At 63.5% G+C, this 13613-nt stretch carries 15 protein-coding genes; 2 read left to right on the plus strand and 13 right to left on the minus strand.

All coding sequences use genetic code 11. The annotated features are described in order from the left end of the window. Positions 1-10 precede the first annotated feature (10 nt). A complete protein-coding gene (locus tag ACTHN9_RS27890; RefSeq protein ID WP_440540067.1) occupies positions 11-1042 on the minus strand; it encodes an SIS domain-containing protein in 1032 nt (343 codons plus the stop codon). After that, on the minus strand, positions 1026-2129 hold the full coding sequence (nagA, locus tag ACTHN9_RS27895; protein ID WP_440540068.1) for an N-acetylglucosamine-6-phosphate deacetylase: 1104 nt from the start codon (positions 2127-2129) through the stop codon (positions 1026-1028). Before nagA ends, ACTHN9_RS27890 begins: the two co-directional genes overlap by 17 nt. A 411-nt stretch (positions 2130-2540) precedes the next feature. Between nagA and ACTHN9_RS27900 the strand changes: the two genes are divergently transcribed. Beyond that, positions 2541-3467 (plus strand): GNAT family N-acetyltransferase, encoded by a 927-nt coding sequence (locus tag ACTHN9_RS27900; RefSeq protein ID WP_440540069.1) that lies wholly within the window; start codon positions 2541-2543, stop codon positions 3465-3467. 30 nt (positions 3468-3497) lie between these two features. Here the strand turns inward: ACTHN9_RS27900 and ACTHN9_RS27905 are convergent, their stop codons facing one another. The 6 genes from ACTHN9_RS27905 to ACTHN9_RS27930 form a co-directional block, all read right to left on the minus strand. Further along, a complete protein-coding gene (locus tag ACTHN9_RS27905; protein ID WP_440540070.1) occupies positions 3498-4307 on the minus strand; it encodes a MetQ/NlpA family ABC transporter substrate-binding protein in 810 nt (269 codons plus the stop codon). Between the two features lie 230 nt (positions 4308-4537). Beyond that, positions 4538-5149 (minus strand): SCO family protein, encoded by a 612-nt coding sequence (locus tag ACTHN9_RS27910; RefSeq protein ID WP_440540071.1) that lies wholly within the window; start codon positions 5147-5149, stop codon positions 4538-4540. A gap of 8 nt (positions 5150-5157) precedes the next feature. Continuing rightward, positions 5158-6063 carry a heme o synthase gene (cyoE, locus tag ACTHN9_RS27915; RefSeq protein ID WP_440540072.1) on the minus strand — a complete coding sequence of 302 codons (906 nt, stop codon included), beginning with the start codon at positions 6061-6063 and terminating at the stop codon, positions 5158-5160. 4 nt (positions 6064-6067) lie between these two features. After that, positions 6068-7177 (minus strand): COX15/CtaA family protein, encoded by a 1110-nt coding sequence (locus ACTHN9_RS27920; RefSeq protein WP_440540073.1) that lies wholly within the window; start codon positions 7175-7177, stop codon positions 6068-6070. A gap of 37 nt (positions 7178-7214) precedes the next feature. Beyond that, on the minus strand, positions 7215-7751 hold the full coding sequence (locus ACTHN9_RS27925) for an SCO family protein (protein WP_440540081.1): 537 nt from the start codon (positions 7749-7751) through the stop codon (positions 7215-7217). A 133-nt stretch (positions 7752-7884) separates the two neighbouring features. Beyond that, positions 7885-8589 carry an SURF1 family protein gene (locus tag ACTHN9_RS27930; protein WP_440540074.1) on the minus strand — a complete coding sequence of 235 codons (705 nt, stop codon included), beginning with the start codon at positions 8587-8589 and terminating at the stop codon, positions 7885-7887. Between the two features lie 147 nt (positions 8590-8736). Here ACTHN9_RS27930 and ACTHN9_RS27935 point away from each other — a divergent pair, with 147 nt between their 5' ends. Continuing rightward, positions 8737-8946, plus strand: a complete 210-nt coding sequence (locus tag ACTHN9_RS27935) for a twin transmembrane helix small protein (protein ID WP_440540075.1) — start codon at positions 8737-8739, stop codon at positions 8944-8946. 217 nt (positions 8947-9163) lie between these two features. Here the strand turns inward: ACTHN9_RS27935 and ACTHN9_RS27940 are convergent, their stop codons facing one another. From ACTHN9_RS27940 to coxB, 5 genes are all read right to left on the minus strand, one after another. Further along, complete coding sequence (locus ACTHN9_RS27940) at positions 9164-10021, minus strand: cytochrome c oxidase subunit 3 (protein ID WP_440540076.1); 858 nt, start codon at positions 10019-10021, stop codon at positions 9164-9166. A gap of 109 nt (positions 10022-10130) precedes the next feature. Beyond that, positions 10131-10325: a DUF2970 domain-containing protein gene (locus ACTHN9_RS27945; RefSeq protein ID WP_440540077.1), complete on the minus strand. Its 195-nt coding sequence runs from the start codon at positions 10323-10325 to the stop codon at positions 10131-10133. A gap of 17 nt (positions 10326-10342) precedes the next feature. Next, the gene (locus ACTHN9_RS27950; RefSeq protein WP_440540078.1) at positions 10343-10474 is read right to left on the minus strand and encodes a cytochrome oxidase small assembly protein; all 132 of its coding nucleotides are present in this window, start codon (positions 10472-10474) and stop codon (positions 10343-10345) included. A gap of 158 nt (positions 10475-10632) precedes the next feature. Further along, positions 10633-12240 (minus strand): cytochrome c oxidase subunit I, encoded by a 1608-nt coding sequence (gene ctaD / locus ACTHN9_RS27955; RefSeq protein ID WP_440540079.1) that lies wholly within the window; start codon positions 12238-12240, stop codon positions 10633-10635. A gap of 34 nt (positions 12241-12274) precedes the next feature. Beyond that, a partial coding sequence (gene coxB, locus ACTHN9_RS27960; RefSeq protein WP_440540080.1) for a cytochrome c oxidase subunit II occupies positions 12275-13613 on the minus strand: 1339 nt, incomplete at its 5' end.

Consider the following 13613-nt stretch of genomic DNA (forward strand, 5'->3'; position numbering starts at 1 on the left):
CATCTCTCGCTTAGTGGGTTTCGGTGATCTTGTTCAAATGGCGCGGCGCGTCGGGATCGCGACCGCGAGCGGCCGCGAGTTCGGCGGCCATGACGTAGAAGGTTTGGATTGCCGCGATCGAGTCGAGCGATACATGGCGGCTCGCCGCGAGCGGCAACCTCGCATCGAAGCCGGCCGTATCGGCGATATCCGGCGGCGCGGCCAGCAGCACGCGCGCGCCGCGCGCATGCATGTCGGCCGCGAGCCGGATCAAGCCGGCTTGTTCGGGGCCGCGCGGGGCGAACACGAGCAGCGGATAGTCGCGATCGATCAGCTCCATCGGGCCGTGGCGCACCTCGGCGCTCGAAAATGCTTCGGCCTGAATGCCCGACGTTTCCTTGAGCTTGAGCGCCGCCTCCTGCGCGATGGCCAGGCCCAGGCCGCGGCCGATCACGATCATGCGCTCGATGTCGCGCAACGTATCGACCGCGCGCGACCAATCGAGCGCGGCCGCCTCGCGCAGCGTATCGGGCAATGCACGCAGCGCCTCGAGCAGCAGCGGGTCGCCCTGCCAGTACGCCACGAGTTGGGCCGACATCGACAACATGGCGATGTAGCTCTTCGTCGCGGCGACCGAGCGTTCGGGCCCGGCCATCAACGGCAGCTGCCATTCGCAGGCGTCGGCGAGCGGCGATTCGGGCGCATTGACCGCACTGACCGTCAACGCCCCGGCGTCTCGCAGCACCTTCATCGTTTCCACGAGATCGGGACTGCGGCCCGATTGCGAGAACGCGATTGCCAATTCGCCGGCGACGCGCAGCGGCGCAGCTTGCAGGGTCGCGATCGACATCGGCAGCGAGGCGACGGGCAAGCCGATACGGCTCATCGCCAAGCTCGCGAAGTAGCTCGCGGCATGATCGGAGCTGCCGCGCGCGATCGTTAGCGCGACGTGCCGCGGCGCCGCGGCCAGTTGCGCCGCCAATTGCTCGACGCGCGTACTGTCGGCGCACTGCGCGGCAACGACGGTGCTCGCGGCGAGCGCCTCTTTAAGCATATTCGACAATCTGTTCCCCTTCGACGTACGTCGCGGCCAGCGAGAGATCGCGTTCGAACACCACTGCGTCGGCCCATGCGCCGCGTGCCAGACGACCTCGATCCTCGATACCGAGGTAATCGGCCGCATAGCGCGACATGCGGTTCGAGACATCGGCGAGCGGCAGCCCGATCGACACCAGATTGCGCAACGCATCGTCCATCGTCAGCGTGCTGCCGGCGAGGGTGCCGTCGGCCAAGCGCACACCGCCCAGACACTTCGTCACGTGCTGACTGCCGAGGCGGTATTCGCCGTCGGGCATGCCTGTCGCCGAGGTGCTGTCGGTGACGACGTACAGACGCGGGATCGCTCGCAGCGCCGCACGGATCGCACCGGGGTGCACATGCAGCAGATCGGGAATGATCTCGGCGAATTCGGCATGGGCGAGCGCCGCGCCGACGAGACCGGGATTGCGGTGATGCATCGGCGACATCGCGTTGAACAAGTGCGTGAAGCCGCACGCGCCATGCTTGAGCGCCGCCACCGCGTCGTCGTACGTGGCGAGCGAATGGCCGAGCTGCACACGCACGCCGCGCGCGACCATCTCGGAGATGATTTCCATGTGTCCCGCGATCTCGGGCGCGAGCGTCACCACGCGAATCGGCGCCACGGCGAGATACTTGAGCACCTCGTCGAGCACGGCCGAGACGGCCGCGTCGGGCTGCGCACCGAGCTTGCCGGGGTTGATATACGGCCCCTCCAAATGAACGCCGAGCACGCGCGCCCCGCCCGGCGTGCGCGTACGCGCGACATCGCCGAGGCCGGTTACCACGGCGAGCAACTCGTCGCGCGGCGCCGTCATGGTGGTGGCCAACAAGCTCGTCGTGCCGTGGCGCGCATGCGTACGCGCAATGGTTTCGATGGCGGCGCCCGCCTCCATGACGTCGGCGCCGCCGCCGCCATGCACGTGCAGATCGATGAAACCGGGCAGGATGTAGGGCTCGCCGTTCGTCGACGGATCGACAGCCACGCCCTCGAGCGCGGTGATCCGTCCGTTCTCGGAATGCAGCGTGCCGCGAATCCAACCGTCCGGCGTGAGGATATTTCCGTTCAGCATTGGGTTGCTATCTCAAAAATGCTCGAATGCGCGAGTGGGCGCGCGCTGTCGTGGTGGGCGATGTGCCCGCAGCGGCCGTGCTCGTGAAGGGCGATGAAATCGGAGCCCATTATATAACCAGAATAGTACCAGTCAAACGGTCCTACGAGTGCGCCGAAAGATGCGGCGAAGGCTTGCTGGACAAGGCTCGCAGCGCAATGCGGCGTCGGACCGAGCCCAATGGGCGGCATCGGGATTTACCCGCAGCGCATACCAATCCACCGCTCCGGACGGGCCTGACGAATGGTCGTCCGTTCAAGCTCGCGGCGATAGATACCGGTTTGATACCACCCAAGATGTCGAGCAAAACTTGTTTGTTGACGACGATCCCATATAGTTCTGATTAATTTAGACGATACGGTGACGCCTGCATTGAACGAGACCGCCTTGCAGCACCGCGCCGAAGCGGTGCGGCGTTTCAATCGCTTCTATACGCAGCACATCGGTGTGTTGCACGAGTTTTTACAGAAAAGTCCGTTTTCCTTGACGGAAGTGCGGGTCCTCCGCGAATTGACGCTCGGTACCGTTTCCACCGCCACGGAGCTGGCGCGTGCGCTCGGGCTCGACAGCGGCTACCTGAGCCGTTTGCTGACCAGCTTCGAGCGTCGGCAACTCATCACGCGCCGCCAATCGGAGGCCGACGCACGCCAGTCGCTGCTCGAGTTGACGCCCGCTGGGCGCGCGGCCTATACGCCGCTCGAGGCCGCCGCGGTCGATGAAGTGTGCGGGGTGTTGAAGGCACTCTCGGCTACGGGACAAGAGCAGTTGATCGCGTCGATGCGCATCATCGAACGGCTGCTCGACCGGCTCCCGCCGCGTGCGGCCATATCGTTGCGAGCGCCGAGGAGCGGCGATTACGGCTGGCTCGTGCATCGCCAGGCGCTGCTCTTCGCCGCCGAATATGGCGCGGATATGGGTTTCGAAGTGTACGCCGCGCAAGAAATGGCGGAGTTTTCGCGGTTGCACGACCGCGAACGCGCGATGTGCTGGATCGCCGAGCAGCAGGAAACGATCGTCGGCGCGGCGTTCGTCGCCCCGCTCTCGGAGCGTGCCGCGCGGATGCGCTTGTTGTACGTCGAGCCCGAATCGCGCGGCCTCGGGATCGGCACGCTACTGCTCACGCAAGGCATTGGCTTCGCGCAGCGGGCCGGATATTACACGTTGACTTTGACGACGTGCAGCGCACCGGGCAACGGCCATCGCGTATTCGAACGCGCGGGCTTCAGTTGCATCTCGACGGAACCCGAGCGCCGCTTCGGCCGCAATCTGATCGCGCACACGTGGGAACGCAAGCTCTGACGCGGCCGTCGCGGCGCATGCCGCCCTCGATTAGAACGAGGGTACCATCGCCCCCTTGAACTGCGTGTCGATGAACTGGCGCACTTCCGGCGAATGGTAGGCCGCGACGAGCTTCTTCACCCACGGCTTGTCCTTGTCTTGCGTGCGCACGGCGATCAGGTTCGCGTAGGGGCTATGGACGTCTTCGCGTGCGATCGCATCCTTGGTCGGGGACAGGCCTGCGGCCAACGCATAGTTCGTGTTGACGACAGCCGCATCGACATCGCCAAGCGAGCGCGGCAGCTGCGCCGCATCGAGTTCGAGCAGCTTGAACTTCTTCGGATTGTCGGCCACGTCGAGCGTCGTCGCGTTGTTGCCGTTCGTCCCGGCGCCGGCCTTGAGCTTCACGAGGCCCTGCGCCTGCAACAGCAGCAATGCCCGGTTCTCGTTCGAAGGATCGTTCGGAATCGCGATTTTCGCGCCGGGCTGCAAGTCCTTCACCGATTTCAACTTCTTCGAATAAATGCCGATCGGCGAAATATAGGTGAGACCCGCGGTCACGATCTTATAGCCGCGCTGTTTGACTTGGCTGTCGAGATAGGGTTGATGCTGGAAGCTATTGGCATCGAGATCGCCGGCATCGAGCGCAGCGTTCGGCTGCACGTAGTCGTTGAAGGTGACAATCTTGACGTCGAGCCCTTCGCGCTTCGCGACTTTCTGCACGACGGCCCAAGTCTGCTCGTCGGGGCCGGCGATCGTGCCGACCTTGACGACTTGATCCGCATGCGCGGTAGGGCTAATCGCGAATACCGCGGTGGCGGCGACGGACGAGAGGAGCTTGAGAAGCGTTCTGCGTTGCATAAATTCTCGCTTTCTTTATAGGAAAAATAAGAAGACGGCTCGATGGTGTCATAGCCGTCGTTCGAAGGGAAATACGTTGATCGCATATCGATATGCCGCGCGGCCGCGAGTGATTGGCCCGCCCATACGCTGTGCTTACTTAGGAGAACGAAGTATCTGGGACGCCGCCCGATCGGCAAGCGGTCGGCGCCTGAGCGGCACCGCATTCGACACGAACGATCGATGGCCGCTTAGCCGAGCAAGAGCTTGAGGTCGTGAACCCAGGGCTGCACGCCCTGCCCGTCGCGAGCGAAGAGCCGCAGTTGGCCCGACGGGTCGAAAACGTAGCTGGCCGCCGTGTGGTTCATCGTGTAGTCGTCGGGTGTCTTGCCCGGCACCTTCGCGTAGTAGACGCGAAAGTCCTTCGCGACCTTGGCGAGCTGGGCGTCATCGGGCCGCAACCCCACGAACGACGGATTGAACGCATGGACGTATTGCGAGAGCACCTGCGGCGTATCGCGTGCGGGGTCGACCGTCACGAACAGCACCTGCACGCGCTTGGCCTCGGGGCCGAGCTGCTGCATCGCCTGGGTGAGTTCGGCCATCGTCGTCGGACAGACATCGGGACAATGCGTGTAGCCGAAGAAAAGAACCACAGCCTTGCCCTTGTAATCGGCGAGCGTATGGAGTTTGCCGTTCGTATCGGGCAGCGAGAAATCGGTCCCGAACTGCTTGTTGCCAGTGAGATCCAGATTCTGGAACGCCGGCTCGCTCTTACCGCAGCCGGCCGCGAGCAGCGTGCCGCCGATGAGGCACGCCGCGAGCATCGCGCGCGCGGCGCGCATCGTCGAAAGCTTGAGCATGAGGCGTATCAAAGGCCGATCACGCCGCGCGCGTAGTGATCGACCAGTAACGCGGCGAACAGCAGGGACAGATATACGATCGAATACCGGAATGTCCGACGCGCGAGCGCATCGGAGTATTCGCGATAGATCTTCCACGCGTAGCCGAGGAACACGGCACCGAGCAAGACGGCGGCAACGAGGTAGACGAGCCCGCTCATGCCGGAGACGAACGGCATCAGCGTGACGGCGAAGAGAATCACCGTGTAGAGAAAGATATGCAACCGCGTGTACTTTTCGCCGTGCGTATTCGGCAGCATCGGCAGCCCGGCGTTTTCGTAATCCTTGCGGCGATACAGCGCGAGCGCCCAGAAATGCGGGGGCGTCCACACGAAAATGATCAGCACGAGGATCCAAGCGTCTCCCGGCACATGGCCCGTGACCGCCGCCCAGCCCAGCGCCGGCGGCATCGCGCCCGACGCACCGCCGATCACGATGTTCTGCGGCGTGGCGGGCTTGAGCAGCAGCGTATAGATCACCGCGTAGCCGATAAACGTGGCGACCGTCAGCCACATCGTCAAGGCATTGGTGAGCGCGTACAGCGTCCACATGCCGACACCGCCCAGGACGGCCGAGAACAGCAGGATTTGCGTGGTCGTGATCTCGCCGCGCGCGGACGGACGCCATGCCGTGCGCCGCATCATGGCGTCGATCTTCTGTTCGACGAGGCAGTTGATCGCGAAGGCGGCGCCGGCTGTCAGCGCGATGCCGACCGTGCCGCCGATCAGCACCTTCCATGGCACCATGCCCGGTGTCGATAGGAACATGCCGATCACCGCGCAGAACACAGCAAGCTGCGTCACGCGCGGCTTCGTCAGCGCGAGGTATTGGGAGATTCGGGAGCCCGGATGGCGGGCGAATGTCGTGCTTTCCATGGGATCACGCGGGTGCGGCCTCGCGCGACGAAACGGCGGCGCGGCCAAGTCGGCTGGAAGCGGTTCGGAAGTTTAGCACAACGACGAGCAGCAGCAGGACGGCCGCCCCGCCGTTGTGGGCAACGGCGATCGGCAGCGGCCACTGCAAGACGATGTTCGACAGGCCCGTCGCAAATTGGAGCGCGAGCACAATCAGCACGCCCGTCGCCGGGCGCCGCAGCGATTCATAGCGGCGCATCTTCAAAGCGAGGCCGGCCAAGTACGCGATGACGACAAACGCGAACGTGCGATGGGTCCAGTGAATCGCGACGAGCGCGTCTTGGGTGATCGCCTCGCCGTCTCCGGTCATGCCGAGCGCACGCCACAGGTGAAAGCCTTGCGCGAAATTCATCGGGGGCAACCATTGACCGTTGCAGGTCGGGAAATCGGTACACGCGAGCACCGCATAATTCGTGCTCACCCAGCCGCCCAGCGCCAGCTGGATCACGAGCAGCAGCAGGCCGACGAGCGCCAGCGTGCGGTACCGCGCGATGTCGGGCTCGTAGGCGGGAAACGGCGTAAGCCGTGCGGCGAACCACGCGAGCGAGCCGAGCAGCGTCAGCCCGAGCAGCAGATGCGTCGTCACGATAATGGGCTGCAGCTTCATCGTCACCGTCAACGCGCCGAACACGCCCTGCACGACGATCAGCAGCAGCAACGCCGTCGGCCGCCAAGGCGAAACGTGCAGCGTCCGGCGCTTGAACCGCGCCACCCAGGCGCTGGCGGTCTGCGCGATGATGAGCACGCCGATCGCCGTGGCGAAGTAGCGATGGATCATCTCGATCCACGCCTTCATCATGCTGACCGGCCCGCTCGGCATCGCCGCATGGGCGGCGGCAATTTGCGCATGCGCGAGAAACGGCGAGGCCGTACCGTAGCAGCCGGGCCAATCGGGGCAGCCGAGCCCCGAATCCGTGAGGCGCGTGAAGCCGCCGAACATGATCAAGTCGAGCGTCAGAAACGTCGTGACCCAGACGAGCTTGCGGAATTTGTCGTCGCTCCCCTTGATCCACACGTAACTCAAGGGAAGCAGCGCGATGCAGATACCCGTTGCGCCCAGTTGCAGCAAAAACATCGTTACCCTCCAGCCAATCGGCGATGCGCGCAGCGCATCAGCCGATGCTCGACCACTTCAACAGCTTCGTCACATCGCCCTTGATCTTGTTCGGATCGGGGTTCTTCGGGAAACGCATCATCAAATTGCCGTTCGGATCGACAAGATAGATGTGATCGGTGTCGTTCGTGCCCGTATCGGCCGGCAGCCACGCCGACAGCGCCGCCGGATCCGCGACGAATTTGAGCGTGTCGGGATAGGCGCGCTCGATCACGTCCGGCACCGTATCGGCATCGGTGCGCAGCCAGACCGTCAGCATCCGCTCGCGCTCGCCACCTTGGGCCGCGCGGATCTGCCGCATGAAATACAGCTTCGTCGCGCACGCTTTGTCGCAATTGCTACGATCGACACTGATCATGAGCCAGCGCCCGCGCAGCGATGCGAGCGGCATTGCCTTGCCCGTTTCGTCCTTGACGATGAGCGCGCCGGAGATCGGGCGCTGCGGTTCGATCAGCGCGCCGTAGTTCGTCGCCCCGCCCTTCGGCTTGATGACGTAGTAAGTCAGATAGGACGCGATGATCGGCGCCGCGCACATGAGGCCGATTGCGAGCACCACCCAGCGGCCGCTCCTCCACGAACCGCGCGCCGGGGCCGGCTGGGACGAAGCGGCGCGGTTTCGATCGGCTCCGCGTGAGCGTTCAGATGACATCGACAAGCGTGACTCCTTCTCAATTTCCCTTTTTCGCGGCACGTCGTGCCGCGTACAAGCCGAAGCCCAAGGCCGCGGCCGCCATGCCCCACCACTGGAACATGTACCCGTAGTTCGTGTCGACGCCCATCGTCGGCACGGGCCAATCGCGCACGAGCGTATCGCCATCGTCGCTCGTCTGCTGGATCACGAACGGCTGCAGGGCAAGACCCGTCTCTTTCGCGAACGCGCCGACGTCGATGTTCTGCCGAATGGGCTGATGCGCGGCCGATCCGCCTTCGCCCAGTTCGAACGCTTGCGAGGCGTTGGCGCGCGCAATGCCTTCGATCGTCACGTCGCCCGATGGCGTCGAGTACGGCGCGATCGTCGTGCGGCTGTCCATATTGCGCGGCAGCCAGCCTCGGTTGACGAGGACATAGCCGCCGCCGTTCAACGCGAGCGGCATCACGACATAAAAGCCGGGCTGGTCGCGGTAAGGCCGGTTGTCGAGATACACGACATGCTCCGGCAGGAAGCGGCCGACAGCCCGCACCCGATGATATTCGATCGAAGCGACGGGGATCGGCTGCGCGCCGATGGGCTGAGCCGGCGCGTGCTCGTATTGCTCGATGTGCGCCTGCAGCGCTTCCTTTTGATGGGCGCGGTCGCGCTGCCAGAATCCGAGCCGGATCGTGACGGCCATCACGATCAAGATCAGCAGCGCGGGAACGAGACGAATTTTCATATCAGATACGACGCGCGTTGCACAGAGGTCGACCGGCGGCGCGAAGCGACGGGCGCCAGCCGGCCCCGCTTCGCTGCGTGAGCCAGTATGGTCGGTGCGATAATTGCATCGTTTGCTTTTCGTCGATTCCGAACATCGGTTGGTTCCATGCACATTTTTGTCGCTGTCGCTTTCGCCCTCATCATCGCCAGTATGGTGTCGGCCCTTTATTTCATGATGCACGACCGGGGCAGAACCAAGCGGATGGTCTGGTCGCTCGCCACGCGCGTCGGCCTGTCGATCTCGCTGTTTCTCTTCCTCTGGCTCGCCCACTGGCTGGGTTGGATTCAATACAGCCACGTCCCGCTCGGCCGCTGATCCGTCCTTTTTGGGACGCGCTGCGCCCCAAAAAAGCCCGCATCCGGCCCGCATCGCTGCGACACGTTGCCGCAGCACCGCCCCCAAAAACGACAAACGCCGCCTCGATCGAACCGAAGGCGGCGTCGGTACTTCATCTTGCCGGCATCGCAGCGCGCGATGCGTACAAACCGTTGCGAGCGTCCCGTCTCGATGAACAAGACGGGCCGTGCGGACATTACAGCCAGTAGACGACGACGTACAGGCCCAGCCAGACGACGTCGACGAAGTGCCAGTACCAGGCGGCGCCTTCGAATGCGAAGTGGTGATCCGCCGTGAAGTGACCGCGAATCAGGCGTACGAGCACGACCGTCAGCATCGTGCCGCCGAGGAACACGTGGAAACCGTGGAAGCCCGTCAGCAAGAAGAACGTCGAGCCGTAGATGCCCGAGGCCAGCGTGAGGTTCAGTTCGTTGTACGCGTGGATGTACTCGAACGCCTGCATGAACAGGAAGGTCACGCCGAGCAAGACCGTCGCAGCCAGCCAAGCGATGGCCTTCTTGCGGTGATCGTCGCGCAGCGCGTGGTGCGACACCGTCAGCGTCGCACCCGAACTCAGAAGCAGCGCCGTGTTGATCGTCGGCACGGGCCACGGCACCATCTGCTTGAAGTGGCCGGCGAGCGCGGCCGGCCCTTCATTCGGCCATACCGCCGTGAAGTCGGGCCAAATGAGCTTGAAATCCAGACTGCCGAGCTGGTGCATCGCGATCTCGCGCGCATAGAAGAGCGCACCGAAGAAGGCGCCGAAGAACATGACTTCGGAGAAGATGAACCAGCTCATGCTCCAGCGGTAAGAACGGTCGACGCGCTTACCGTACATGCCCGTCTCCGATTCGGCGATCGCATCGCCGAACCAGTGCCACAACACGAAGAGCAGCCACAACAGGCCGGCGAACAACGTGAACGGAGCCCACGGCGTGCCGTTGATCCACAGGCCCAACGATCCGAGCATCACGAAGACGCCGATGGACGCCGTGACTGGGTGCCGAGACGGATTCGGCACGAAGTAATACGGGCTCTCGTTTTGACCGCTCATTGTTGATTCTCCACTTCAGTCCAATTGTTTTGCGCTTGTTTCGCACTTCGTCGGCGCGTTCGACACCGCGCCGCTTCGCTTTTGAGTTGGTTGGCCTTGCGTGCCGGCCTCAGCTCGTCACCGCATGCACCACGGCAATCAGCAACGCGATGAACAAGGCCACCGCGATCAATGCCGCCGCAATCACATGCAGCGGGTTGAGCTGCATGTCGGCCTCGTGATCGGCCCGCCGGCGCACACCGAAGAACGACCAAAGCACCGCCTTCATCGTCTTCGCAAAACTGCTTTTTCCGCCAGAGGTCATCGCACCTGTCCCGCGTCTCAATGAGACAGCCAAAACTTCAGAACGATACTCACAAAAAAGACGGCGGCGATGGCGAACAAGACCAAGCCGAGCCGCTGATTGCCGGCGCGGATCTGCTCCGGCGTGCGTCTTTTTTGTGAATGGTTCATCGTCTATTCGGTTACTTCGAGCGACGGCGCATTGTTGCTGCTTAGCCGCCGCTTCACCGCTTTCGGCCCCGCCTACCGGCTTGCGCCGTGCCTTTCGCACGAGCAAGCCGGCAGAACGCGACCTATTGCATGCACTGCATGTTATTGCAGGACTCGTATTACTCGACCGTCGGCGGGTTCTCGAACGTATGGAACGGAGCCGGGCTCGGGATCGTCCATTCGAGGCCCGTAGCACCGTCCCACGGCTTGTCCGACGCCTTCTCGAGTTCGCCGCCGCCGCGATAGGCCGGCAGCACGACCGCGAACAGGAAGTACACCTGCGCCAAGCCGAAGCCGAATGCGCCGATCGTGATCACTTGGTTCCAATCCGTGAACTGCGCCGGGTAATCGGCGTAGCGACGCGGCATGCCGGCCAGGCCGACGAAGTGCATCGGGAAGAACGTCAGGTTGAAGAAGATCATCGACGCCCAGAAGTGAATCTTGCCGCGCGTCTCGTTGTACATCCAGCCCGTCCACTTCGGTGCCCAGTAGTACCACCCCGCGAAGAGCGCGAACAGCGACCCCGCGACAAGCACGTAGTGGAAATGCGCCACCACGAAGTAGGTGCCGTGATATTGGATGTCGAGCGGCGCCATTGCCAGCATGAGGCCCGTGAAGCCGCCCATCGTGAACACGAACAAGAAGCCGATCGCGAACAGCATGGGCGATTCGAAGGTCAGCGAACCGCGCCACATGGTGGCCAGCCAGTTGAACACCTTCACGCCCGTCGGCACGGCGATCAGCATCGTCGCGTACATGAAGAACAGCTGCCCGGTGACCGGCATGCCCGTCACGAACATGTGGTGCGCCCAAACCATGAACGAGAGGATCGCGATCGACGCCGTGGCGTACACCATCGAGCTATAGCCGAACAGCGGCTTGCGCGAGAAGGCCGGGATCACCTGCGACACGATCCCGAACGCCGGCAAGATCATGATGTAGACCTCGGGGTGCCCGAAGAACCAGAAAATGTGCTGGTACATGATCGGGTCGCCGCCGCCGGCCGCGTTGAAGAACGACGTGCCGAAGTGACGATCGAACAGCACCATCGTGATGGCACCGGCGAGAACCGGCATCACCGCGATCAGCAGGTACGCCGTGATCAGCCACGTCCAGACGAACATCGGCATCTTCATGAGCGTCATCCCCGGCGCGCGCAGGTTCAGAATCGTCACGATGATGTTGATACTGCCCATGATCGACGACGCGCCCATGATGTGCAGCGCGAAGATCGCGAAGTCCATGCCCGGGCCCATCTGCGTCGAGAGCGGCGCATAGAGCGTCCAGCCCGCGGCCGTCGCGCCGCCCGGCGCGAAGAACGAGCCGACCAGCAGCATCGCCGCCACCGGCAGCAGCCAGAAGCTGAAGTTGTTCATGCGGGCGAAGGCCATGTCGGCCGCGCCGATCTGCAGCGGGATCATCCAGTTCGCGAAACCGACGAAGGCCGGCATGATCGCGCCGAACACCATGATGAGCCCGTGCATCGTGGTGAGCTGGTTGAAGAACTCGGGACGCATGATCCACAGGTACGGGTGGAACAGCTCGGCCCGGATCATCAGCGCCGCGACGCCCCCCGAGAGGAACATCACGAACGAGAACAGCAGGTACATCGTCCCGATGTCCTTGTGATTGGTGGCGAACAGCCACCGGCGCCAGCCATGCGGTGTGGCGTGCGCGTGGTCGTCGTGACCATGGCCCGCGGCTACATCGTGTCCGATGCTAGACATGAGAATCTCCTAGTGCAAATAGTGCGGCGACGCGTCAAGCCGCCAAAGCGGCGCGGGCAGCGACCGCTTCCGGCTGTGCGTGACCCACCCGGCTGGCCGTCACGGCGCCTTTCGCGCCGATCGAGGCCGTCGGCCCACTCGCTGCTTGTGCGCCGCTCGCCGCCGGCGCTTCGCTCGCGCCCGCCGGCGCGGCAGCCGCGCCCGACAGGTGATCGCCGCCTTCGGGCATCTTGCCGTTGCGGGCATCGGCGACCTGCCGCGGTTGCAGGATGTCGCCCGTGTGGTTGCCCCACGAATTACGCTCGTACGTGATCACCGAGGCGATTTCCACATCGTTGAGCGTCTTGCCCCATGTCGGCATCACGCCCTTGCCGTTCAGCACGATGCTCACGTGATTGGCGATCGGACCGTTGACGATCTTGCTGCCGTCGAGCGCCGGGAAGGCACCCGCACCTTTGCCCGTGGGCTGGTGGCACACGGCGCAATTCGCCTTGTACACCTCGCCGCCGCGCTGCATCAGTTCGGCCATCGTGTACGTGCGATTCGGATCGTCGTTCGCGCCGGCCATCTTCTTCTTTTGATCGTCGACCCACTTCGCGTAGTCGTCGTCGGACAGCACCGTCACGACCACCGGCATGAACGCGTGCTCCTTGCCGCACAGCTCCGTACAGAAGCCGCGGAAGGTACCGGTCTTCTCGGCCTTGAACCAGGTGTCGCGCACGAAGCCGGGAATCGCGTCTTGCTTGACGCCGAAGGCCGGCACGTACCAGGAGTGAACGACGTCGTTAGCCGTCGTGATGATGCGGATCTTCTTGTTCACCGGCACGACGAGCGGGTTGTCCACTTCCTGCAGATACGTATCGGTGATCGGCGCTCGGCCGTCGATCTCGTCGCGCGGCGTGGACAGCGTGGAGAAGAAACTGATGCCTTCGCCCGGACCCTTGACGTAGTCGTAGCCCCACTTCCACTGGTAGCCCGTGACCTTGACCGTTAGGTCGGCATTGCTCGTGTCCTTCATGGCGACGACCGTTTTCGTGGCCGGCAGCGCCATCAGCACGACGATGATGAACGGCACGATCGTCCAAATGATTTCGACGGTGGTGCTTTCATGGAAATTGGCGGCCTTGTACCCCTTCGACTTCCGGTGAACGATGATCGAATAGAACATCACACCGAATACGCCGATGAAGATCACCGTGCACAGCACTAACATCCACATGTGCAGGTGATAAAGCTCCTCAGCGATTTTCGTCACGGGCGGCTGGAAATTGATCTCGTTGACGGCGGGGCCGCCCGGACTATCGCCGACTGCCAAGGCGGCATGCGCGCTGAGCAGCCCGCACGACGCCAGCACGCCCATGAGGGCTCGCTTG

This window comes from Trinickia sp. (genome assembly GCF_051953405.1).
Taxonomy (GTDB): Bacteria; Pseudomonadota; Gammaproteobacteria; order Burkholderiales; family Burkholderiaceae; genus Trinickia.

Coding starts and splice junctions, on each gene's coding strand:
- nagA (WP_440540068.1), bottom strand. CDS start 2,129: ATGCTGAACGGAAATATCCTCACGCCGGACGGTTGGATTCGCGGCACG.
- ACTHN9_RS27905 (WP_440540070.1), bottom strand. CDS start 4,307: ATGCAACGCAGAACGCTTCTCAAGCTCCTCTCGTCCGTCGCCGCCACC.
- ACTHN9_RS27910 (WP_440540071.1), bottom strand. CDS start 5,149: ATGCTCAAGCTTTCGACGATGCGCGCCGCGCGCGCGATGCTCGCGGCG.
- cyoE (WP_440540072.1), bottom strand. CDS start 6,063: ATGGAAAGCACGACATTCGCCCGCCATCCGGGCTCCCGAATCTCCCAA.
- ACTHN9_RS27920 (WP_440540073.1), bottom strand. CDS start 7,177: ATGTTTTTGCTGCAACTGGGCGCAACGGGTATCTGCATCGCGCTGCTT.
- ACTHN9_RS27925 (WP_440540081.1), bottom strand. CDS start 7,751: ATGTGCGCGGCGCCGATCATCGCGTCCTATCTGACTTACTACGTCATC.
- ACTHN9_RS27930 (WP_440540074.1), bottom strand. CDS start 8,589: ATGAAAATTCGTCTCGTTCCCGCGCTGCTGATCTTGATCGTGATGGCC.
- ACTHN9_RS27935 (WP_440540075.1), top strand. CDS start 8,737: ATGCACATTTTTGTCGCTGTCGCTTTCGCCCTCATCATCGCCAGTATG.
- ACTHN9_RS27940 (WP_440540076.1), bottom strand. CDS start 10,021: ATGAGCGGTCAAAACGAGAGCCCGTATTACTTCGTGCCGAATCCGTCT.
- ACTHN9_RS27945 (WP_440540077.1), bottom strand. CDS start 10,325: ATGACCTCTGGCGGAAAAAGCAGTTTTGCGAAGACGATGAAGGCGGTG.
- ACTHN9_RS27950 (WP_440540078.1), bottom strand. CDS start 10,474: ATGAACCATTCACAAAAAAGACGCACGCCGGAGCAGATCCGCGCCGGC.
- ctaD (WP_440540079.1), bottom strand. CDS start 12,240: ATGTCTAGCATCGGACACGATGTAGCCGCGGGCCATGGTCACGACGAC.